The sequence below is a fragment of the Bacillus sp. PK5-006 genome, assembly GCF_054161415.1.
The window spans coordinates 3,081,100-3,103,421 of sequence record NZ_CP096414.1 but is presented as its reverse complement, the minus strand read 5'-3'; the positions used below and the strand labels follow the sequence as shown (position 1 = coordinate 3,103,421).

At 39.2% G+C, this 22,322-nt stretch carries 19 protein-coding genes, 2 pseudogenes and 1 other annotated feature; of the genes and pseudogenes, 8 read left to right on the top strand and 13 right to left on the bottom strand.

Annotated elements, in window-relative coordinates:
* Window positions 1–4: 4 nt before the first annotated feature.
* From M1D84_RS15895 to M1D84_RS15885, 3 genes are all read right to left on the bottom strand, one after another.
* Window positions 5–355 carry a DUF4064 domain-containing protein gene (locus tag M1D84_RS15895; RefSeq protein ID WP_024424475.1) on the bottom strand — a complete coding sequence of 117 codons (351 nt, stop codon included), beginning with the start codon at window positions 353–355 and terminating at the stop codon, window positions 5–7.
* Between the two features lie 138 nt (window positions 356–493).
* Window positions 494–958 carry a hypothetical protein gene (locus M1D84_RS15890; RefSeq protein WP_073204067.1) on the bottom strand — a complete coding sequence of 155 codons (465 nt, stop codon included), beginning with the start codon at window positions 956–958 and terminating at the stop codon, window positions 494–496.
* Between the two features lie 125 nt (window positions 959–1,083).
* On the bottom strand, window positions 1,084–1,758 hold the full coding sequence (locus M1D84_RS15885; protein WP_073204070.1) for a hypothetical protein: 675 nt from the start codon (window positions 1,756–1,758) through the stop codon (window positions 1,084–1,086).
* A gap of 209 nt (window positions 1,759–1,967) precedes the next feature.
* On the opposite strand from M1D84_RS15885, the gene M1D84_RS15880 reads away from it, so the two are divergent.
* Together M1D84_RS15880 and M1D84_RS15875 are read left to right on the top strand one after the other, a co-directional pair.
* On the top strand, window positions 1,968–2,336 hold the full coding sequence (locus M1D84_RS15880) for an RlpA-like double-psi beta-barrel domain-containing protein (RefSeq protein ID WP_024424478.1): 369 nt from the start codon (window positions 1,968–1,970) through the stop codon (window positions 2,334–2,336).
* Between the two features lie 73 nt (window positions 2,337–2,409).
* Complete coding sequence (locus M1D84_RS15875) at window positions 2,410–3,459, top strand: hypothetical protein (protein WP_073204073.1); 1,050 nt, start codon at window positions 2,410–2,412, stop codon at window positions 3,457–3,459.
* Between the two features lie 214 nt (window positions 3,460–3,673).
* On the opposite strand, the gene M1D84_RS15870 is transcribed toward M1D84_RS15875, so the two are convergent.
* The 3 genes and pseudogenes from M1D84_RS15870 to gabP form a co-directional block, all read right to left on the bottom strand.
* Window positions 3,674–4,045 (bottom strand): carboxymuconolactone decarboxylase family protein, encoded by a 372-nt coding sequence (locus M1D84_RS15870; RefSeq protein ID WP_044335638.1) that lies wholly within the window; start codon window positions 4,043–4,045, stop codon window positions 3,674–3,676.
* A 272-nt stretch (window positions 4,046–4,317) separates the two neighbouring features.
* Entirely contained in the window at window positions 4,318–5,850 is a 1,533-nt protein-coding gene (locus M1D84_RS15865; RefSeq protein WP_262090592.1) for a multicopper oxidase family protein, read from the bottom strand.
* 89 nt (window positions 5,851–5,939) lie between these two features.
* Window positions 5,940–7,336: pseudogene (gene gabP, locus M1D84_RS15860) on the bottom strand (GABA permease); the annotation flags it as partial.
* 482 nt (window positions 7,337–7,818) lie between these two features.
* On the opposite strand from gabP, the gene M1D84_RS15855 reads away from it, so the two are divergent.
* From M1D84_RS15855 to guaA, 5 genes are all read left to right on the top strand, one after another.
* Window positions 7,819–8,718, top strand: a complete 900-nt coding sequence (locus tag M1D84_RS15855) for a cation diffusion facilitator family transporter (RefSeq protein ID WP_044335634.1) — start codon at window positions 7,819–7,821, stop codon at window positions 8,716–8,718.
* 102 nt (window positions 8,719–8,820) lie between these two features.
* On the top strand, window positions 8,821–9,783 hold the full coding sequence (locus M1D84_RS15850; protein WP_024424484.1) for an AAA family ATPase: 963 nt from the start codon (window positions 8,821–8,823) through the stop codon (window positions 9,781–9,783).
* A gap of 101 nt (window positions 9,784–9,884) precedes the next feature.
* Window positions 9,885–10,970, top strand: a complete 1,086-nt coding sequence (locus tag M1D84_RS15845; protein WP_235566801.1) for a DUF58 domain-containing protein — start codon at window positions 9,885–9,887, stop codon at window positions 10,968–10,970.
* Window positions 10,971–10,979: 9 nt separating this feature from the next.
* Window positions 10,980–13,184 carry a transglutaminase TgpA family protein gene (locus M1D84_RS15840; RefSeq protein ID WP_206534044.1) on the top strand — a complete coding sequence of 735 codons (2,205 nt, stop codon included), beginning with the start codon at window positions 10,980–10,982 and terminating at the stop codon, window positions 13,182–13,184.
* A gap of 187 nt (window positions 13,185–13,371) precedes the next feature.
* Window positions 13,372–14,913: a glutamine-hydrolyzing GMP synthase gene (gene guaA / locus M1D84_RS15835; RefSeq protein WP_024424487.1), complete on the top strand. Its 1,542-nt coding sequence runs from the start codon at window positions 13,372–13,374 to the stop codon at window positions 14,911–14,913.
* A 79-nt stretch (window positions 14,914–14,992) separates the two neighbouring features.
* Here guaA and M1D84_RS15830 read toward each other — a convergent pair whose 3' ends face one another.
* From M1D84_RS15830 to M1D84_RS15815, 4 genes are all read right to left on the bottom strand, one after another.
* On the bottom strand, window positions 14,993–15,478 hold the full coding sequence (locus tag M1D84_RS15830; RefSeq protein ID WP_024424488.1) for a YbaK/EbsC family protein: 486 nt from the start codon (window positions 15,476–15,478) through the stop codon (window positions 14,993–14,995).
* A gap of 18 nt (window positions 15,479–15,496) precedes the next feature.
* The gene (locus tag M1D84_RS15825) at window positions 15,497–16,552 is read right to left on the bottom strand and encodes a helix-turn-helix domain-containing protein (protein ID WP_024424489.1); all 1,056 of its coding nucleotides are present in this window, start codon (window positions 16,550–16,552) and stop codon (window positions 15,497–15,499) included.
* Entirely contained in the window at window positions 16,553–18,214 is a 1,662-nt protein-coding gene (locus tag M1D84_RS15820) for a 2-isopropylmalate synthase (protein WP_024424490.1), read from the bottom strand. It lies immediately after the preceding gene.
* Window positions 18,215–18,271: 57 nt separating this feature from the next.
* Window positions 18,272–18,535, bottom strand: a binding site (T-box leader).
* A 217-nt stretch (window positions 18,536–18,752) separates the two neighbouring features.
* The gene (locus tag M1D84_RS15815; RefSeq protein ID WP_024424491.1) at window positions 18,753–19,640 is read right to left on the bottom strand and encodes a helix-turn-helix domain-containing protein; all 888 of its coding nucleotides are present in this window, start codon (window positions 19,638–19,640) and stop codon (window positions 18,753–18,755) included.
* A gap of 104 nt (window positions 19,641–19,744) precedes the next feature.
* Here M1D84_RS15815 and M1D84_RS15810 point away from each other — a divergent pair.
* A pseudogene (locus M1D84_RS15810) lies at window positions 19,745–19,933 on the top strand (glutamine-hydrolyzing GMP synthase); the annotation flags it as partial.
* Window positions 19,934–20,745: 812 nt separating this feature from the next.
* On the opposite strand, the gene M1D84_RS15805 reads toward M1D84_RS15810, so the two are convergent.
* The 3 genes from M1D84_RS15805 to M1D84_RS15795 all read right to left on the bottom strand — a co-directional run bounded on the left by M1D84_RS15805 (window position 20,746) and on the right by M1D84_RS15795 (window position 22,322).
* Window positions 20,746–20,955 carry a hypothetical protein gene (locus tag M1D84_RS15805; RefSeq protein WP_024424492.1) on the bottom strand — a complete coding sequence of 70 codons (210 nt, stop codon included), beginning with the start codon at window positions 20,953–20,955 and terminating at the stop codon, window positions 20,746–20,748.
* 72 nt (window positions 20,956–21,027) lie between these two features.
* On the bottom strand, window positions 21,028–21,498 hold the full coding sequence (locus M1D84_RS15800) for a DUF7878 domain-containing protein (protein WP_024424493.1): 471 nt from the start codon (window positions 21,496–21,498) through the stop codon (window positions 21,028–21,030).
* Window positions 21,474–22,322 (bottom strand): SAR2788 family putative toxin, encoded by an 849-nt coding sequence (locus tag M1D84_RS15795; RefSeq protein WP_024424494.1) that lies wholly within the window; start codon window positions 22,320–22,322, stop codon window positions 21,474–21,476. Before M1D84_RS15795 ends, M1D84_RS15800 begins: the two co-directional genes overlap by 25 nt.

Here is a 22,322-nt window from a genome sequence, read left to right as displayed (position 1 = left end):
ATTCTTATGCAGTTGTGTTATTGACGACAGGCTCTTTTCTAAACACGCCCATGCAGCCTGCAATGATGATTAATACAGCTGGAAGGATGAAGAACATAGAAATAGAAATAATGCCGCCTACAGCAGATACTAATAATAAAATTCCACCAAGCTTTGCTTTTTTCTTTACGATGACAGATGCGACAATGGCAAGAATAGAGAAAAGCATTGCTGCCCAGCCTAACCCCGTAATTTCACTTGTGCCTGAATCGCTAAATGCCGCATCGATTCCTCCGAAAGCAAGAGCAAACATTGCGCCGAAAAATCCAAAAATACCTCCAATTAAACCTAAAACAAATTCTGTTGTTCTTTTCATAATACTTTCCTCCGATATGTAAATAAGAATTATTGGTACTTAAGAACCAACACAATCTTACTAATCGGCATTCTTTTCATAAAGTTAATAGTTTTGTTAAAAAAAACAAGAAAATCCATAAAGGATTTTCTTGTCCAATTATTGGGCTCTTTCCCAAGTAATTTTTGTTTCATTTGTTTTTTTCGTTCCCTTTGCCAGCATCTTGCCGTTTTCTTGTTTCACGGTGATGTTTAGGTCATAAAAGGAATAGAGGGCACCGAGGCTGTCATTTTCCGGTTTATGAAGATTGTTTTCTTTTTCAGTTGATGCTCCAATGGCCAGCGTTTTTGCAAAGTTTAAACCAATGACTTCAGCGTAATCACTATTGGTATCAGAGGAAGCTGTTACGTTTAAAGAAATGATTTTTTTCTTTTGATCAACGGTGATGTCAGTGTCTTTGATGAGCTTAGACTGCTCCATCACTTCTTTTGTTTCCTTTTGAATGCGTTCATTAATTGTTGGAAGTGCCTTCGTTTCTGTTTTTTGTTCTTTTGTATTTGAGCAAGCTGCTAGGATGCAGAGAATTGCAGCTAGACTCATGAAAACAAGTAGACTTTTTTTCACGTTCGATCTCCTTTTTTCTTCGAAGTATGTATGCTTATGTTACCACGAATCGTTGTTTTGATTAAAAGAGAAGTGTTGATAAGCTGTGAACAATAAAAAGCACCCAATGGAGGGTGCTTTATTTCTTATTGTGCTGAAAGGCTTGTACTTAATGGGATAGAAGAAATGACGGTGAATTTAGGAGCTGCGGCACCGGATTCTAAATTTTTACGTAAAAGTGACGATTTGATTGACCCGTCCCAATTTTTATAGACACTTCCTGATGTATTTGCACGAAGCTGTACATTCGAAAAGCTTGCTTGTGAATAGCTGTTTGCTCCATTATCCTGTACGCCATGTACCATTTTGACAACATCAAGGTTTTTCAGACGGCTAGGGTTGTAAACAGGCTGCTTATAGCGCAGTTTCCCGTTGACATATAGTGACACCGTGCCATCACCATTGTTGATGAGCTTTAAGTTGACACGTGCACCATCTTTAATACTTGAATCGTATTCGCTGTTCCAGTATTTACTGCCGCCTTGTGAGCCGCTGCCCAGAAAAACTTTATAGCCAGAAGACGTTTTTGAAATACCGCTCTCTACAACAGCAGAGCCGAGACCGAGATACCAGTCCGCATAGCCGTTTTTAATGGTGGCTGTTTTCGGCAGGACAATATCAGCAGAGATACCTGACCATTTGGCTTCATCTGTTTGCGTCACAATAGCGCCGTGACGAGGACTAGCCGCTGAGGCAGGAAGACTTGAAAACATCAAAACGAAGGCCAAACTTACAATCAAAACGGTGAAACACTTTTTCATGAAAATTCCCCCTTAAATTTGATTCACTTTTATTATATAAAATGAAAGAGGGGGGCTGCTTACAATGTTCTGACTGTTTATGGTAGTATTTATGAACTTTATCGGTCATAAAGTGGTCAACTTGTATTTGAATTGTAATGTGTCTGTAAAATAACTGGGTTCATCTTCATGTATAATGAGTGCAGAAACCAAAAACGGAGGATTTCTTAATGAATAAAAAGCTTATCACGACAATCGTAACAGTAGCTAGTTTATTTTTAGCATTCAGTTTCTCACATGGAGCAAGTGCAAAAAAAGTAAGCGGCAATATTACTTGGTATAATGGTGTCGGCAAAAAAGGCGCAGATGGAAAAAAACTCGGTCATTGGGATGCAGCAACTAAAATGGGCTTTGACGTACCGAAAAAAGGTACAAAACTAAGAGTGACAACAAAAGCGAAACCACATAAAGTGATTACAGTATATAAATATGATGTAGGCAGAATGCCAAATGCTGTATTAGACGTAAGTCCAAAAGCATTCAAAGCACTTGGGTATAAAACAAGTAAAGGTGTCGTAAAAGGGCATTACACTTATTAATACATAGGCATGCAAAGAAGCGGGAAAAGTTCATTTTCTGGCTTCTTTTCTTGTAGAGAGGGTCTGAAAGGCAATGAAAAAATCAACATGGTGGATCATCACAGTCATTGGCGTCGCAGTGATTGCGGCAGTTATTTTCTTCATGATGAAGCCTGGGCAAGAGGCGAAACATACAGGAAAGGTCAAAACAAATCAAGATGCAAAAGACGAATTGCTCGTTTCATTTACAGATCAAAAGTTAAACAATACTTATTACTTGCATGATCGGGCGCTTCATACGGAGAAACTGACAGCATATCCTTCGATTGCTTATGATTCTACGAAACAGGTTTTATATTACACGTATACGGATGAAGACACGCAAAAGGTGAGTATTCGGGAATTAAATGTGAAATCTGACGAAGAAAAAACACTGTTTACGAGTGATGATTCTATCGACAGTATGAGACTGACTGGTGACGGAAAGAAGTTATTTCTAAGGTATAACAAGGATTCTGGAGAGCAATTTTATGTCGCATCTTTTGATTTGAAAACACACAAAATGAAAGAGCTGTATCCGGAAAAAAGCAAGGATGATACGGTGAGTTCTTTTGCATATGATCCGACTTCAAATGATTTGGCAATCCAGCATTATTCTTTAAAAGAAGATTATCAAAAAACCGATGAAGCAAATGAAAAGGGCAGAGATCCTGAACCAACAACCATGAAGATCACCCTTCAAACAGGTGAGAAGGGGAAACGCATTGCACGTATCTCACAAACGATCAATGATATTTCATTTTCTCCAGATCATAAGAAATTGATTTATACAGAAGTAAAGGTTCGTAAAGAAAAAGAAATATCCTCGATTAAGTTGCTTGATGTAGAAACAGGAAAAACGACGACACTCGTTAAAAACAGCCAGGATGTTCATATTTTAAGTGCTGCACAGCCGCAATTTTCTACGGACGGGTCGTCTGTTTATTTCTTAGGTGTTGCAAAAGACGCAGAAGAATTAAAGGATGACACCGGACGAAAGGCGAAAGTAAGAACGATTTTTGAATACAATATGAAGAAGAAAACAGTGGAAGCCGCTTGGGAGAAGGATGGCGGAATCGTTAATAATTTCACTGTCAATCGATAAAGGAAACGTTCAGTTATTTATATAACTGGACGTTTTTTTATTTTGTCACTTGATATGCTGGAGAAATGGTGGATTTATAGAAGGAAAATCAGTTTTTATGCAGGGATACGAGTGCTATTTTCTTATTTTGCTTATGTGACAGAGGAAAAGAAAAAGAGTAATATGAGTGAACATAAAAAAACGAGAGGACTGATGACATCTCGTTTTCTCTGTTTTATTTGTTTTCATCTAATAAGTTTTGAAAGATAAACAGGGCATTAATGGAGTGAGGGAAGCCAGCAACCTTTGTACAGTGTTTAATAATCTCCATAATCTCTATAACAGAAAGTCCGATATGTAATGCTTGTTCAAAATGAGTCTTTAAGTCTTCATCACAATTGCCTTTTGTGATGAGGGAAGATAATGTGCTGATGGCCTTTTGTTTTTCATCTAATATGAAGTGATTGAATTCTTTTTGTTCACTGAGTTCAATGGTTAGTTGTTCAATGTTTGACCGAATGCTCTCGTTTTCATAAATTGAAAGCTTCTCTCTGTTACCTGCCGCTGTTTCTTGTTTGACCTGGCAAGTCTCTTTTTCTTCATTCAAATTGAACTCCTCCGTTTTTTATCGCAATTTTCCATTTGTTCGTTCATTATGGCTTATGTGCCTTTTGATAGATGTAATGGGTATATAGTAGTATTATCGGTTGCTGCGTCAACTTTTTAAGTATGGAACGCTCTTCAAAGGAATGATTCATGCGATTTATTTTTCCATTTTGAAATGGATCATAAAAGGGCTAATGACTGGATGTCCGTTAGCCCCTTTGTAATCAGCAGTTTCATAAGTTCTACGCATTTAGTGGAAGAGTGGTTTCATTTTTACTGAATGATATCCATAGGCCTCATCATGTCATAATCTTCATGCTCTAAAATATGACAATGCCACACATACCGGCCGCTGTATGGAACAAATCGAGCAACGATCCGAATGACTTCACCTGCATGCGCCTGAATGGTGTCCTTGTAGCCTTGTTCATGTAAAGGAGGCGCTTCGTTTGGTCCGGTATACACGATTTCTCCTGTCGATTGATAGACTTCTGTATCAAATGGTCTTCTGTCTAAAACCCTAAATTGAACAAGATGCAAATGAATAGGGTGTGTTCCTCTGGTTGGATTGACAATAGACCAAACCTCTAGACTGCCAAGACGAGGATTTTCTGTGACAGGGTCATTCCAAAATTGGTTATCGAGCAATAGGATAGGGCGGCCGTATTTATCCTGTGTGCCGGTAAGTGTGAGTGTACGCTCTCTATCAGCTCGACTTGGCCGAAGCGGCGGCAGCGGTTTGAAAATCGGACGTAATGTTTTAGGTACTCTCCCTTTTAGCGGACGTGTGACTTTGAATTGCATAATGTTCGCATCTGTTTCAGGGTTCACATCCTGTCCGCAGCCGGCTGTATTTTTGAGAGTGATCGTTTTGTTTTCGTAAGCTGAAAAGTCGATGATGACATCGAAACGTTCAGCAGGCGCGATGCTAAAGGATTGATGGCGAACGGGTCTTGGCAAAAACCCCCCATCGGAACCAATTTGCAAGATTGTAGCGTCATTATCTAGATGCAGCTCGTAAGTTCTAGTATTGGACGCATTTAAAATACGAAAACGGTATTTTCGCGGCTCTACTTCTAAATATGGCCATACTTTTCCATTGACTAAGATCGTTTCTCCACAAAAAAAGGGCACGATGGATGGGTCTGGTATGTCACTGTCCTCTGGTGTATCGTTTGGTCTGCTAGGATAAAACAGTGAGCCATCCTCCTGAAACGTCCGGTCCATAATCATTAAAGGAATGTCATAGTCATCTTTCGGAAGCTCTAAAGACTTTTCAAATGCATCTGAGATCAAATAAAATCCAGCTAAACCGGCGTACACATTTAGTCGTGTCAATGCCATCGCATGATCGTGATACCACAATGTGCAGGCTTGCTGATGATTTGGGTAGACGTAAGTCTCTCTTTCAAAAAAAGGGCCGGTTGCTTCAAAGTCCCGTGAAAACCAGGCCTCTGGGTAGCCGTCACTGCTTGCTGGCGTGACGCCGCCATGCAGATGAACGACTGTTTTGACCTCTGGTTCATCGTGATGACCGGAGTGGATGGTGTGATCGACAGGCAGAAAATGTTTCAATGGCAATTTGTTCATCCATTTCACTTTGACCTTTTCATTTCGATTGGCTTTAATGGTTGGTCCAGGCAAGCTGCCATTATAGGTCCATAGCTTGGTTGGGGGCAGGTCTCTATGAACTTTTAAGAATACCTCCTCCATAGCAATTTCATAATACGTTTGTCTTGGGTTCTTTTTGACGGGCTCCGCGACTTCTGGAATTGGAAGCTCGTCAACAAATTTTTCTAGGTTCATGTTGACTAATCCTCACTTAAATTCAATTTGATACAGTATAAGTGCGGACATCCAAATAGGTGAATAAAATAAAAAAACCCGCTTTTCAGCGGGAGAATTACGGGTGTTTATTTTCAAGCGCCGCATTTGCAGGCACTTTTTTATTCGGTTTAAAGATGAAATAAGCAGCCAGTACGCCAAAGGTAATGATACTCGTCAAAATGAGCTGTGGCCGCATGGATTCGATAAACAGCATCGATGCCAAGATGGCGCAAATGACCAAAATGGTAAAGTACGTGAGGTATGGGAACAGCCACATTTTGATTTTGAGCTGTTCTGGATTTTCTTTTTCGATTTTGCGTCGCATTCTTAATTGTGAAACGGCAATGACCAAGTAAACAAGAAGGGCAATGGCACCAGATGCGTTGACTAAGAACAAAAAGATGGTTTCAGGATAAAAGTAGTTCATCATGACGGCAATGTAGGAAAAGAAGGTACCTGCGACTGTAGCCGCTACAGGAACACCACGTTTGCTGATTTTCATAAAGCGTTTTGGCGCTTCGCCTCTTTCTGCTAATGAATAAAGCATTCTGGACGTTGTGTACAAACCGGAGTTTAAACAAGATAGAACAGCTGTTAAGACAATGACGTTCATGACTTGAGCGGCTGATGGAACACCAATGTATTCTAATACCGCAACGAACGGGCTTGTTAAAATACTTGCGGAATTCCAAGGAAGCAAGGTGACAACGACAGCAATTGATCCAACATAGAATACGATAATACGCCATACAACAGAGCGGGTGGCTGTCGTCACAGATTTGACTGGGTCTGCTGATTCACCGGCCGCTATGGCCACAATCTCCGTTCCCATGAAGGAAAAGATGACGACGACGATTCCGAGTAACACAGAGCTGAATCCATTTGGAAGAAAACCGCCGTTCCCTGTTAGATTGGCAAGACCTGAAGTATGATGACCGCCAAAACCAAAGATAAATGCAAAACCAATGAGTAGAAAGAGAATGATGCTGACGACTTTAATCAATGAAAACCAATATTCAAATTCGCCAAAAGATTTAACAGAAAAGATATTTGTTAATGTTAAGAGGATTGTGAGGATAAGACTTGTGAGCCAAACAGGTGCATCTCCATACCAATATTGAATAATGGCAGCACCGGCAATGGCCTCGATGGCGATGACGATCACCCAGAAGAACCAGTAAAGCCAGCCGATTGTAAAACCGGCCCATGGACCGATGGCATCGCTCGCATATTGTGAGAAAGAACCGCTTGTCGGATAGGCACATGCCATTTCTCCAAGCATTCTCATAATAAAGATCACCAGAAGTCCGGCAAAAGAATAGGAAAGAATGGATCCAGGCCCTGCAGAATGAATGACAGCGCCGCTACCAACAAATAGCCCTGCCCCAATGACCCCAGCAATGGAGATCATCGAAATATGTCTTGTTTTAAGGTTTTTTTGAAGACCGTTTGTCATGTTGGACATTTCTTTACCTCCAAACACTTCTCTTTAATAGAGAATTTGTTTTTAGAATATTTTAAATTTTATCACACTGAATTGTCATTCAGCATTGGACAGGTTATCAAACTGACATTTCAAACCTCTTAACATGATGTTAAAAAGTAGAAAGGATTTGAGAGATTATGTTCCCTCTTTTCCCTCTGTTTATTTTTAAAATAGCATAAAAAAGGAAGGGGGGAAGTTGTGTCTCAAAATAAAATTATTCTGATAATTTACCAGAGAAGAGTGATTTGACGATATGTCCATTTCGAAGAGAATTGGAAAAAGGTTGATGGGAGTAGGTCTTGAGGTCATTTGACCTTGTAAAAATAAGTTTACTTAGGTCAACACATTTCTATTTATCCTATTTTGCTGACATAAGCGAATCATGTTGCTGTAGACCCACACGGGCTTTGCTTTGTAAGATAAATAATAGAAAAGTGATGTGTGAGGAGGCGCGGTTCAACATGGAGCGCTATAACGAATTAAGACAAGGTGAAACAGGTGCTTGGGTCAGCATCATTGCCTATGTGATCTTATCTGCGGTCAAACTCATTATTGGGTATGTGTTTCATTCAGAGGCTCTTTCAGCAGATGGATTGAATAACACGACGGATATTATTGCATCCCTTGCTGTGTTGATTGGGCTGCGTATTTCTCAAAAGCCGCCTGATGAAGATCATCCATATGGTCATTTTAGAGCGGAAAATATTGCGTCTCTTGTGGCTTCCTTTATCATGATGCTTGTTGGACTTCAAGTTTTGCTGAGTGCAGGCCAGTCGCTCTTCTCATCTGAGCATCAAACGCCGGATATGATCGCGGCTTGGACGGCAGCAGGAAGTGCTGTTGTAATGTACGGTGTGTATATTTATAACCGCAATCTGTCCAAACGAATTAATAGCCAGGCTCTCCATGCGGCAGCTGCTGATAATAAATCAGATGCGTATGTGAGTATTGGAACATTTGTAGGAATTATGGCCTCTCAATTTCAGCTGGCATGGATTGATACGCTAGCAGCCTTTGTCATTGGCTTAATTATTTGTAAAACTGCGTGGGAGATTTTCAGAGATGCCTCTCATTCGTTAACAGACGGTTTTCATATCAAAGATATGTCTAAATATAAAGAGACCATTGAAGCAACACCAGGAGTAGGCGATTTAAAGGATATAAAAGCGCGTTATCTTGGAAGTACAGTCCATGTGGATGTAGTGGTTGAGGTCGAACCTAACTTGAACATAGCAGAAAGCCATGATATTGCAGATGAAATTGAACGAAGAATGAAGCAGGAGCATGATATTTTACACTCTCATGTTCATATGGAGCCAGCAAGTAAGTCAAAAGAAGAGAAGAAGTCTTTCCCATCGTGAGAAGGCTTCTTTTTTATACGTGCTGATGTTATATGCAAATGCGCGTTGTATGGTAAAGTTAGACTATATGAAATTTGACAGAAACGTGATAGGAGGATCAGGATGGCATTTGATGAACCGATGCATTCAGATTTACAAAAAATCGTAGATAACATCAATAAAGTCATGGTTGGGAAAAAAGACATTGCGATATTAAGCCTTGTTGCGATTTTGGCGAAGGGGCATGTGCTGCTAGAGGATGTGCCTGGTGTAGGGAAGACGATGATGGTTCGTGCTTTGGCAAAATCCATTGGCTGTGAGTTTAAGAGAATCCAATTTACTCCTGACCTTTTGCCTTCAGATGTAACAGGCGTGTCGATTTACAATAAAAAGACAAATGAATTTGAATTTAGGCAAGGACCGATCATGGGGCAGATTATTTTAGCTGATGAGATCAACCGGACTTCTCCTAAAACACAATCAGCATTGCTTGAAGCGATGGAGGAAGGCAGTGTCACAGTGGACGGAGAAACGATGCCGCTTGCGGATCCTTTTTTCGTCATGGCGACCCAAAATCCAGTGGAATATGAAGGAACTTATCCGCTGCCAGAAGCGCAAATGGACCGGTTTTTATTCAAACTGCAGATGGGATATCCGACCATGCTCGAGGAGCTGGAGGTGCTCAACTTGCAGGAGAAGCAATCCCCGATTGATACGCTCCAAGCTGTCATGACAAAGGAACATATCCATGCGTTGCAGCAGGCTGTTCAGACCATTCATGTGGATGCATCCATTAAAGAATATATTGTTGAAATTGCTCAAGCGACGCGTAAACACCCATCTGTTTATCTAGGTGTGAGTCCAAGGGGATCGATCGCCTTGATGAAAGCGGCACAGGCGTATGCACTTTTGAATCAGCGCGATTATGTGATTCCTGATGATGTACAGTATTTGGCGACTTATACATTACCGCATCGTATGATTTTGACATCAGAAGCGACATATGAAGGGAAGAAGGCGGAGACACTGCTGCGGCAAATGCTTGAGCAAATTGGCGTGCCAGTTCAAAAGTCGATGACTCAATGAAGTCACGTCATCGTGTAGCAATTTCATTATGGTTAAGGGTGATGATGCTCATCATTCTCACTGCGGCAGCCTTTTGTTATGCCATGTTTCAGGGAGGGTTTGTGAGTTGGTTCCTTTTTTATGCATTTTTACCATATGCTTTGTATGCATTGCTGTTTGCACTTATTCCGCTTCGCGCGACAGCCAAGAGGACAATACAGCAAACAAGCTTAAAGGCGGGGGATGTGCTGTCCGTTGACCTTGAAATCAAGCGGACACATCCATTTCCGTACGTTTACGTCATGATAGAGGATGCTCCGCCAGATACCTTTCACTTACAGGAACAGATTGAAATGAAGCAAATGCTTTTTCCTTGGTTTCGGAAAACTTGGCGATTTTCCTATCAATTGAATGATGTCATGCGGGGAGAGCATCATTTGACAGCGGTTAGAATCAAAACGGGTGATATGTTTGGGTTTGTTGAAAAAGAAATCATCATTCCGTTAGAGAAAAAGCTGCTTGTCTACCCAAAAGTGCTGGATATCCCTGTAGAGCCTGCTGAGTCAGTGAGTGAAAATGGAGGCAAAGCGGTTCACTCGTGGTTCAATGAACCGGCCCATGTGACAACAGGCGTACGGGAATACCAGCAAGGAGACCGTTTTGCTTGGGTAGACTGGAAGACAACGGCCAGAAGAGGCCAGCTGATGACGAAGGAATTTGAACAGAATCAAGCAAAGGACCTTGTCGTGTTTGCTGATTTTACTGATCAAGCTGTTTTTGAAACAGTCGTCTCTATTGCGGCATCTGTTCTTCAAACGGCTGTGAAAAAAGGCGTGCCGTCAGGTCTTGTCCCTCTAGGAGATCAGCATGCCTTTCGAGTCGATCAAGGAGAACTTCATTTACAGGACATGCTTTATTATTTAACAAGGGTGCAGCATCAGCCTTCCCGCGCACTAGAATATAAACCGTTAGCAGCGAGTGAGTACCAGCACTCAGGAAAATATGTCGTCACAGGTCAGCTGCAGGAGGAGCTTGCGGCAAGTCTCTTTGGAAATCGAAACAGAAAGAACATCACCGTGCTTTTAGTGAAGAAAGCCGTTGACCATTTCACGACAAAAGAAAAACAGCTTGTAGACCGGCTCAAGGCCTCTGGAATACGCATCACCCTTTTATTTGAAGACCGGCTGCACGAAAGAACTGTGAGGTGACAAACATTTATGCTGCATTCGCATCTGCGGCAAAGCCGTTTTGAATTGTTCATCTATTATGCTGTAGCTTTTCTGCTGCTATGGGAGTGGCTGCGTCCACTTCAGGATTTTACAGAGACGAGCCATACGTCTTATTTCATCATTTTTATCGGGCTTACGTGTTTGTTTACGTTCTTTCGTCTGAAGTGGTATGTGACGTTTCCTATTTGTGCTGGACTGATTTTGCTCGCCTTATATTTGATCTTTTATCAATCAGCGCCAGGTTATCCGGCTGCTTTGTTTGCTGATATCAAGGATAATATCACGTTAATGAGCATGGGTATGTGGAGTGATATGTACCCGTCTTTCCGCACATTGTTGTTTTATATTTTGCTGTGGCTGCTTGTCTACTTGCTACATTATTGGGTGGTCTATCAGCAGCGTATCTTTTTCTTTTTACTGATGACGATTGTGTATGTCACGATTCTTGATACGTTTACGCCATATGATGCGACTTTTGCAATTGTTCGTATTATGGTATTTGGCTTTTGTTTGCTTGGATTGCTGTATTTCGATCGACTGCGTTCAGCTGAGGGTGTTCGGGTGTCACAGAAAGCGCGTCTAAAGTGGTTTTTGCCCATGCTGGCGCTTGTCCTTCTATCAGCGACACTCGGTGCTTCTTTGCCAAAGTCTGATCCGAAATGGCCCGATCCTGTTCCGTTTTTTAAGGCGGTCACGAATCAAGATGGGACAGCCGGGCAGAATAAAGTGGGATATAGTGCAGATGATTCGGCGCTAGGCGGACCGTTTAGTGAGGACCGCACTCCTGTTTTTAAATGGAGCGGAAAGGAGCCATCTTACTTTCGTGTAGAAACAAAAAGCATTTACACAGGAAAGGGCTGGGAGGATGCTTCAAATGATACGAAGCCTACTCGGCTAAAGGACGACACTGTGCCGAATCGGTGGTTTACTGAGCGAGTGAAAACAGAGGAGCATGAAACAAGAATTGATATAGAATCGGATTATCGATTTAATCATGCTGTTTATCCTATTGGAACGATCATGCTGACGCCAATGGAAAACATTCCGTTGCAAATCATGGGCAAAACGGAGAAAATTGTCCCGTCTATGCAAAACCCACCCAAAAATTTAGGGAACTATCAAGTCAGCTTTTTATCTCCTACATTTATCCTGGAGGATTTGCAGAGAATCAAAGTACCGACAAAGAAGCAGGTGAATCAGCAGGTTGGCCGTGAATACTTGCAGCTTCCATCGTCACTTCCAGAGCGTGTGAAAACTTTGGCAAACAGCTTAACGGAAACGAAGGATAATATGTATGATAAAGCGAAAGCCATCGAGGATTATTTAGGATCTGCGAAGTTTTCATATGAAACGCAGAATGTCGCTGTGCCTGGTCGTAATGAAGATTATGTGGATCAATTTTTATTTGATACGATGATTGGCTACTGTGATAATTTTTCAACCTCTATGATTGTAATGCTTCGTTCGATCGGAATTCCGGCGAGATGGGTGAAAGGGTATACGTCTGGCCAGTTATATGAAACACAGATGGATGGAAACAATGTGTATGAAGTGACCAATAACAATGCGCATTCATGGGTAGAGGTTTATTTTCCAAACAGAGGCTGGGTCACCTTTGAACCGACAAAAGGATTTACAAACCCAGAGACATTTACGAATGAAGCTGTTTCAAGCGATCAAACGGATGATCAAAAGGAAGAAAAAGATCAGTCTAGTTCTGATGCAAGTGAAGAAAAGCAGCAAGACCAGCCGCAGCAGCAGGAGACAGAGCAGCCGGCACAACCAAAGGAACAAACAGCGCAGGCAAAGCCAAATATGGTGCATGTTGGTTGGGTTATAGGTTATGCCGCAGGAGCTATTGTCCTGCTTGGTTTCATCAGCTGGATGCTTTATCGATTTAGAACAAGATGGCTGCCATTCTTTATTGTAAGAAAGGTGAAACGTCTGCCAGAGGATGAAGCATTCTTCTATGCGTATGCAGCTCTATTAAAGCAGCTAGGGCGCAGAGGAATCGAGAAAAAGCCAGGTATGACACTAAGAGAATTCGCTTCTTTGATCGATGAGAAGGATGGAGATCATCACATGTCAGAGCTGACGCAGTTTTATGAACGTGCGCTCTACCGACGAGAGGATGCCTCGGCGCTTTGGCAGCAATCGGCAAAGTTATGGGAAAATTTAATAAACAGGAGATAGTCTTGACCGCGTACCTTCCTGTTGTTAGAATAGGTGAATATTAAAACCTTCTAAAATACATGAAATTGAAGCGTTCGGATGTGAGTCTGGGCGCTTCAAAAGCGTGATTCACTCTGAGAGCAGGTTTTCTCCTCTCATTTTTTCTGTGCGTTTATAAAAAAACTATATTGGACATAGAGGTGACACCATGACAAATTTAGTAAATGAAATGATTTTGGTTCTCGATTTCGGCAGTCAGTACAATCAGCTGATCACACGCCGTATTCGTGAATTTGGTGTGTACAGTGAGCTTCATCCGCACACTTTAACTGCTGAAGAAATTAAAGAAATGGCACCTAAAGGAATCATCCTTTCTGGTGGACCAAACAGTGTTTATGATGAAGGATCTTTCCGCTGTGATGAAAAGATCTTTGATCTGGACATTCCGGTTCTAGGCATTTGCTACGGCATGCAGCTCATGACTCACTATTTAGGCGGGAAAGTAGAAGCGGCCAGCCAGCGTGAATATGGAAAAGCAGATATCCATATTAACGGAACACCTGCTTTATTCAAAGACCTTCCAACTGATCAAGTCGTTTGGATGAGCCATGGTGACCTCGTTGTTGAAGTACCAGAAGGCTTTACAGTCGATGCAACAAGTGCACATTGTCCAAACTCAGCCATGAGCTTAGCTGAGAAGAATTTCTATGGCGTTCAATTCCATCCAGAGGTTCGTCACTCTGAGTACGGAAATGACCTATTGAAAAACTTTGTCTTCGGCGTGTGTGATTGTGATGGCAAATGGTCAATGGAGAACTTCATTGAAATCGAAATGCAGAAAATCCGTGAAACAGTAGGCGACAAGCAAGTATTGTGCGCACTAAGCGGTGGTGTGGATTCATCTGTTGTGGCGGTATTGATCCACAAAGCCATCGGCGATCAGCTGACATGTATTTTCGTTGACCACGGTCTTCTTCGCAAAGGCGAAGCAGAAGGGGTTATGAAAACATTTAGCGAAGGTTTCAACATGAACGTGATTAAAGTAGATGCGAAAGATCGTTTCTTAAACAAGCTAAAAGGTGTGTCTGATCCTGAGCAAAAACGTAAAATCATCGGTAACGAATTCATCTATGTATTCGATGACGAAGCGGACAAGCTAAAAGGAATCGACTACTTAGCACAAGGAACACTTTACACAGACATCATTGAGAGCGGAACAGCAACGGCACAAACAATCAAATCTCACCACAACGTAGGCGGTCTTCCAGAAGACATGCAGTTCGAATTGATTGAGCCACTCAATACGCTATTCAAGGATGAAGTCCGTGCCCTAGGTTCAGAGCTTGGCATTCCTGATGACATTGTCTGGAGACAGCCATTCCCAGGTCCAGGACTAGGTATCCGTGTACTAGGTGAAATTTCTGAAGAAAAACTAGAAATCGTCCGTGAATCGGATGCGATTCTACGCGAAGAAATTGCCAACTTCGGCCTTGAGCGCGACATCTGGCAATACTTCACGGTTCTCCCAGACATCCGCAGCGTAGGTGTTATGGGTGACGCAAGAACATACGACTACACAATCGGCATCCGTGCTGTTACATCTATTGATGGTATGACGAGTGACTGGGCAAGAATCCCTTGGGACGTACTAGAAAAGATCTCAACTCGTATCGTCAATGAAGTGAAGCATATTAACCGCGTGGTGTATGATATTACGAGTAAGCCGCCTGCTACGATAGAGTGGGAATAAATGTAAAAGAGCTAAAAACCTTTGTGTATCAAGGGTTTCTAGCTCTTTTTTATTTTTAACTGCACTTTTCCCTTCCATTTTAATGTGTTAATGAATCATTCCATCCCTTACACACATCAATCCATTGTGAATAACCGGAGTGTTTTTCTAATTGTTTTATTGTGAGTTCAATAGCACTGTTACTGCTTCCGCAGGCTGGATAGACTGTTTCAAAACGTTTGAGTGAAATATCTAAATAAACAGAAACGCCATTCTTTATAGCAAAAGGACATACTCCGCCAATTTCATGACCGACCAATTCAACGACCTCATGAGGAGAAAGCATTTTAGCTTTTGTTTTAAAATATTCCTTGAATTTTTTGTTATCAACTTTTGCATCGCCAGAGGTCACAATTAAAATAGCTTGTCCATTTATTAGAAAGGATAGTGTTTTTGCGATTCTTTCAGGTTCGCAGCCCAATGCAGAAGCAGCCAAGTCTACAGTTGCACTAGATACTGAAAACTCTTGAATTCGAGTATCCATATCATATTGTTTAAAATAATCTTTTACTTGTTTGATGGACATTATCATTTCTCCTCTTTATTATCTATTATTTAATCGATATTGATGTGGTGTTAGGTGATACTTTCTCTTAAATAAACGAATGAAATGCTCTACATTTTGATAACCAACGGCTGCCGCAATATGATCTACTTGTGAATGGCTGCCAGTGAGCATTTCGCAGGCTTTTTCCAATCTTATTTCTTGTCGAATCTCACTAAATGATTTGCCAAGCTTACGAGCTATATATTTTGACAGGTAAGACTGTGAAAGGTTAAATTCCTCTGCCATCTCCTGGATGGTGATATGCTCACAACATTGCTGAATATATTGGAGCATTTCAATAATACGTATATCACGATATTGTTTGACCTGATTTACGTTCATATGACTTGGTTTGAATCTTAATAAGAGACATAATAATATCTCAAACAAATTATTCACAATCAACTGGTAACTAGGGAACCGATTATAATTTTCTGTAAATAGTTGAAGAGAGCAGTCTAACAAATGTTTATCCAAGTGACTATGGAAAATAAGAATATTTTTATTTTCTTTTATATACAATGCATTCAAAAAGAACTCTGAAATGACATTATTTCCTTTTAACATTTTAAAAAACACTTTTTGAAAAGTACTCTTACGGATCATGATTTGCATGGCGATTGTATTCTCCATTACAATTGGCTTGTGTATGGTGTCAGGTGGAATAAAGGCAATATCTCCTGATTTTAAAGTCATTTTTTTATCTTCCACTTCTACATACATCTCATTTTCCAGAACATAGATCATTTCAAAGAAATCATGGATAGCCGACAATTGAGGCATAAAACGGCTATACTTTCTCACTTCGATATCTTTCTCCTGACCTAACCACATGGTATCTTCCTCTTCAAATTCGTTCTGCCCTTTTTGCAAAAATTCTTCTATATATATTTGCTTATGCATTAAATTGTGTTTATCATAATCCTTCAAAAATAATTGCAATGATTGATTGTCATGCTTTTTCTGTTGGTATTGTTGATAAAAGATTTCTTGCTCGTTATATTCTCTTAAATATTGCATCACTTCATGTTTTTCAAGTTTATCTTTTTCCATCTACATCCAAACCTCTAGTTTATTTACTGCAACCACCAGGGCCTTCACTGTTGCTTCTATAATATCTTTATCAATTCCAGCACCCCAATGCATTTTTCCTTGATATGAAATTCCAATTTGTGCACAGGCTTTTGCTTGGGAATCCTTGCCCAAAGAATTCTGTTCATAGACTTCCAAAACATATTCGAGATGAAAATATGCTTTTAACGCATTACTAATTGCATCTAAACTTCCAGTGCCAGTTCCTTGTATTTCAATTTGTTGATCATCTCTCAGCAAAGTTAAGGTAACTTCCTGCTTCTCTCCTTTATGAAATTGATAATCAAGCAGCTGGAAATGAGGGTGATAATCAACATACTGTTCTTTAAAAACATGATATATTTCTTCGACAGACAATTCCTTACTTGCCTGATCAGATACTTTCTTCGCTTCATATCCCATGGCTTCATTCATTTGATAAGGAAGTTGAATGCCATAATTTGTTTCTAGTATATAGCCTATGCCGCCTTTTCCAGACTGGCTGTTGATTCGAATCACATCCGCTTGATAATTCCTCCCCAAGTCAACGGGATCTACTGGGATATACGGAACGTCCCATTTATCAACTTTATTTTCTTTTCTATATTTCATACCTTTAGATATTGCATCTTGATGTGACCCAGAGAATGCGGTGAAAACCATCTCGCCAGAATATGGCTGTCTCTCAGGAACAGTGATTTTTGTTAGTTTTTCATATTTTTTACGAATCGCTTCTAGGTTATTGAAATTCAATTTTGGATTATAACCTTGTGAATACATATTCATCGCCAAGGTAATCAAGTCAACGTTCCCTGTACGTTCACCGATACCAAATAATGTACCTTCGACTCTTTCTGCGCCAGCCAGAACACCAAATTCTGCATCACTCACCCCAGAGCCGCGGTCATTATGAGGATGAACAGATAATGTCACACTGTCTCGGTAAGACAGATTTTTGTGTATATACTCAATCTGACTTGCAAAGATATGAGGCATTGAATATTCAACTGTTGTCGGAATATTGATGATGGCTTTATGAGTTGGTGTCGGTTTCCAAATATCTAAAACACTATTACAAATATCTAACGCATAATCAACTTCTGTTCCTGGAAAGCTTTCTGGACTATATTGAAAATAAATATCACTATTTGTTTTTTCGGCAAGTTCTTTTACTAAAATAGCTCCATCAATGGCAATTTGTTTAATTTCATCTTTTGTTTTCTTAAATACCTGTCTGCGCTGCGCTTCTGAAGTCGAATTATATAAATGAACAATCGCTTTCGGTACTCCCTTAATGGCTTCGAAGGTTCGGCGGATAATATGCTCTCTCGCTTGTGTGATCACCATAATTGTGACATCGTCTGGAATCATATGATGATCAATCAGTGTCCGTAACAGCCTAAACTCCGTATCAGAAGCAGCTGGAAATGCGATCTCAATTTCTTTAAAACCGATCTCTACTAATAACTGAAACATTTCCAATTTTTCTTCTAAGTTCATAGGAATAGGTAATGCTTGATTACCATCCCGCAAGTCCACACTGCACCATATCGGAGCACTTTCTAATGTTTCTTTCTTCACCCAATCATAAGTAAGCTTCGGTGGCAAAAAGTATTTCTTTTCGTATTTTTTGTGGTTAAACATCATCGATTCCTCCTAGAAAATAGAATATAAAAAAAGCCTTTCATCCCCAATATTTACCTTGGAGACGAAAGACTTCTTCTTACGCGGTACCACCCCTGTTTCATGATAACCATACATTATCATGCCCTTATTCGGATACAGATTGTTTGATCTGTATCCTTCCCATATAACGGTGGGGGGCCGTCCTTAACTACATCAATACTTTTCATTTCACTAAGGCTACTCTAAGGTGAGTTCCCTGCCTTTTTGTTATTGCTTCTCATCAGCCAGCAACTTTCTGAAAACATTTCGGCAAGTACTATTCCTTATCATCGCATTCTCATTTTTCTGATTTTTTCTATTATACCAAGTCTACAAAAAAGAGATAGTGATAGGGATATCTTTTTTAATTGATTTTTTATGTTCTATGGGTGCTTATCTTTAATCCTCTTCACCAAATAAAATTCCAAGGCCACAAATAAAGGTGAGTGAATTCATAGCGAACAATAAAATCGCACCAATTTTTTTCATGGCTTGAACCTCCTCTTAAATCAGTCTGCTAGCCTTCAAAATTTAAATTTACTGGTTCATCCTCTAAATGATCCACAGTATTTTCTTCTGTCACTGGCACACTTTCATCTACAATTTTAAAACTAAGTTCGTCCATCCAAATGTGACCTTGACCATGTAGTAATATGCCAAACGCAATGACTTCACTTTTGACTGGAACATCCAATACTACACTAAAATGATTCCAGCCGTTTGTTCCTGTAATGGGACGGTTCATCATGTTGTCAAACGCAAGAACTTCACCTGAAGAATGGTCAATCCTCATCCATAAACCAGCTGAACCTTTCACATCTTCGCTTTTGACAAAAGCGGAAAATTGAAGACGTTCTCCACGGTAACGATCAGACTTAATTTGCTGCATTAAGGTCGCGAATCCTCGTGCTTTTTCATCTTTTGATTTTAAATAAGCGGAGTTAGTACCACTGTGTACAATTCTGTTATCCAAACCTGTTTCATAGTCAGATGGGGTGTCCCCCGTCATAATCCAGCCAGTAGGTGTGTTCTGATTTGCAGCCATATTCGTTTCCTCCTTATCAATGACATTCCTTAGTAATTTCCGATAACGTGCGGGTGACATGTCATATATCTTCTTAAAGGCTCTAGTGAAGGATTCCTGTGAACCAAAACGATACTGCAATGCGATATCAATCGCCCGTTGGTCCGTATGAATTAAATCCTTCGCCGCTTGGGTCATTCGACGTTCCCGTATATAATCAACAACTGACTTCTTAATCACTTTTTTGAACATACGGTGAAAGTGAAACCTAGAATAACCAGCATGTTTCGCTAGAGTTTGGAGCGGTAAATCATCTTTCAGATGCTGTTCAATATAATTTAATGTTTCTTGAACCGTTTTCTCATGTTCTTGATAGGACAACCGAGCACCTCCTTGCCTTACGAGTTTAGTATAGCGGAAATGCTCTTTAGGAAACTTGACTTTTTGTGCTGTGTTGCAATTATAGAATGGACCTTATAGTCCTAGGTTCAGGACTGGGTATCCGTGTACTGGGTGGAGTTTCTGAAGAAAATCTAGAAATCATCCGGGAATAAGATTTAATTCTACTCGAAGAAATTTCCATCTTAGGCTTTGAGTGAGACATCTGACAATATTTTAAGGTTCTCCCAGACATCCACAACAAAGGTGCCATGGATGACGCCAGAATATACGACTAAACAATTGGTATCGGTGCTATCACTTTGATTAATTACAGTTTCAGCAGAACTGCAAAAAATATTTAATTAGATAAATGTAGGTTGAGGGATATTGAAGGAAAATCAGATGTGAAGGGGATACAATGAATGAACAACTTAAAATTATTATTGATCTCATAATTAAAGCAGATAATACAATTGAAAAGAATATCATATTCGAAAAATTTTTTAATAAATCAGATCATATAAAAATATTCAAATATTAATGAAAGTTTTAAAAATAGGGAAATTAACGGTTATAAAATATTTCTCCTGACTATACAAAAATGTGGATTCTTGATAGTAATTATATTGGAGGGGATTACCGAAAATAAAAGTTGGTAAAGTTGTACATTTTGATTTGAATATTTTGACGTATTTAAACAGGTTATTAAATGATTATAGACAAAATATTCAGAAGAATGAATTTCTCGATTATCTAAATTTTTTTAAAAATAATCAATTCAATTATAATATTACTACTGCATTAATGGAACGCTCAATGTCCGATATAAGTGGTGTTGATAAGAATATTTGGAGGGTACTCTAAAAAAACTGTTGAGCCCATTTTAAATACAGTTTGGGATATTTACCATGTAAGATTAATAGAACAATCTTTTTTTATAGATAATAGTAATAAGGAAGAGATATTTTTATCATAATTTCAGTTCAAGAGATGATGCTTTTAATGAGTTATCTAAAATAAATCAAATAAAGGTTTTTGTAATTAATGATGGAAGACCGCTTGCAATTCGAGATATAGGTATAAAAGATATTTGTAACGACGAATTTTACAATGAGCTTTCATTCTTCATTTTTATTGCTATTTTTGGGCATTCTTCTCTGTTTTGATTTATTAGCCATATCGATCCTACAAATATAGACATCCCAAACATCTTTAAAATAAAACTTGTCAAAAATGTATATCCTTCGATTTCAATACCTAGCATAATTGTGGCTATTATGATTCCTATAAAACCAGCTAAGAAATATAAAATCAAAAATACACCTCCTCTAAAAACATCCTACTAAAACATTGAAAAGAACCCCTAACCAGGAGTTCCTTTCTCTATTCAATATTTTCTTAATGGGATATTTCCAATAAAGTTTTTTAGTGAAATTTTATAATGTTGTTCAATGTCACGTCCAAGGTTTTCATGTAATACCTTCATTTGTTCAATTATATAATTAAGATCGAATACATTATATAACTGTTGAGTTTCCCAAATAGTGGTGAGTCGAGCCTTATTATCAAATGGTATTACTGAAATAATGGGGTCGTCTTCCTCATACTCCATTGTGTAATATCTATACTCTGTAACTTTGTTTTTTTTCTTTATCTTTTTAATCCAGTCGTGCAAAGATGCATAAAATTCTAATAAGGCGATATTTTCTTCAAAATATACTTCGCCATTTATAACTATTTTAAACTCTCCCTCTACTCTTAGAGCTGTTGATGGATCTTTCTTCATGTTCTTTGGAATATCTTTCTCATCAGATGTGAACATATAATCAAATTCTACTTGATTGGATAAGCTGTCCATATTTTACCATCCCAACCTATAACTATTTTTATTTTTGTCTCACCTTTTGTTCCGATTTTCTTTTTCAGATTTGCAGTGATGACAAAGGATAGTTTTTTATTATTGTTTATAGTAAACGAAACATTTTTAGATTGTAAAGCTTCTTTTATCCATTTATTTACTGTGCTCTTGCTTTTGGTATCAAATTTTCTGTATCTACCTTTTGCATTACTAAGATGTTTGTTGCTAACAGAAAACTTAGAAACTTTTTTTATACCTTGTTTAATTACCTGTTTTTTAAAAGTTTTTATTATTAGCTTCTTTCCGTATTTTTTAATAGCATATTGAATACCAAACCTAGAAACAATTCCAACTATTATTGCTGGAACAATTGATGACTGAGCTTCTATGGTGCTAACTTTATACTCTTTTCCTGTTTCATCATCCACAAAGGTTGCTGTAAAATCATTTCCTTCAATCTCTTCAATTAACACGTTGAATTTGTTAGTTTCTTTTTCCCCATTTTCTAACTCTGTAATACCATCAACTGTGATTTCACCTGTCTCATGATTAATTTTCATGTCAGTTTGGACATTCATACTCTCAGCTTCAAGCTGAGTAGATATATTAACTTCATCTAGGCTTTCCTTAACTTCCATTAACATATCTTGTTCTAGCTCTATCCCCAATTCTTTTTCAACATTCACTTCATATTCTTTACTAGCATTCTCTTCTATTCTTAAAGCATCAGAATCAATTTCGCCTGATTTTGCACTTGCAAATTCAGGAACAACTCCACACAAAAACAATGTTAACACAAGAATTTTTATTAAAACCTTTTTCAA